Genomic DNA, 897 nt, shown 5'->3' with positions numbered 1-897 from the left:
CCGGCCCCGTGGCAGGCCAGCTGCTGAGCCCGGCCCTCGGCAGACAGCTGCAGCACCTGCAGCTGGAATTCGTCGAAGTCCGGGGTGTACAGGGTGTTGCCCGGTCCGAGGGTCGCGCCGGACAGCGCGGTGGCCTGACCCGGCTGGGTGTGGGTGATGGCCAGCAGCTCGGGCACGTCGATGTGCTTGCTGGTCAGCCCGCCGCGCAGCACATTGTCCGAGTTGGCCATCACCTCGATGCCCACCCCGCGCAAATAGGCGTGCAGGTAGCCGGCCTGCATGCAGATGACCTCACCGGCCTTGAGGTCGACCACGTTCATCAGCAGGGTGACCAGCACCCCGGGATCCGCCGGGTAGTAGCCGGCCGCCCAGGCCAGTTCATCCAGCTGCCGGTTTTGGCGCAGCTGCGGGTGAGCGGTGATGGCGGTGACCATCTCATCGACCAGTTTCCCGATACGCTGATCCCCGCCGAGGACCCGGGCCAGCGCCTGGCCCAGCGCGTCTTCCTCCCGGTCCAGCACGTCGACCAGCTCCCGGCTGATGGCTGCGGCCGGCTCGGAGAGCCATGGCTGCAGGCGCTGCAGGTCGGCAATGATCTGGGCCGGGGCCCGGAAGCCGCTGAGCGCCACGAAGTCGCCCAGCGCGTAGAGCATCTCAGGTTTGTGGTTTGCGTCCTTGTAGTTGCGGTGGGCGGCATCCCGCCCGATCCCGGCCTGCTCTTCACGCTCGAATCCCGCCGCGGCCTGCTCCAGGGACGGGTGCACCTGAATGGACAGCGGCTGGTCGGCGGCGAGCACCTTCATCAGGAACGGCAGCTGGCCATAGCGATCGCTGACCGCCTGGCCCAGCAGCTGCGGGGTGTCGGCCAGCAGCTCGTCAAGCCCCTGGCCGGTCTCG

At 69.0% G+C, this 897-nt stretch carries 1 protein-coding gene; it reads right to left on the bottom strand.

Annotated elements, in window-relative coordinates:
* Nucleotides 1–897: mannose-6-phosphate isomerase, class I (gene manA / locus JCM19049_RS15720; protein WP_054822017.1), on the bottom strand; the 897-nt coding region annotated here is incomplete at both ends.

This window comes from Arthrobacter sp. JCM 19049, from assembly GCF_001310435.1.
This window is presented reverse-complemented; position numbering and strand designations above follow the sequence as displayed.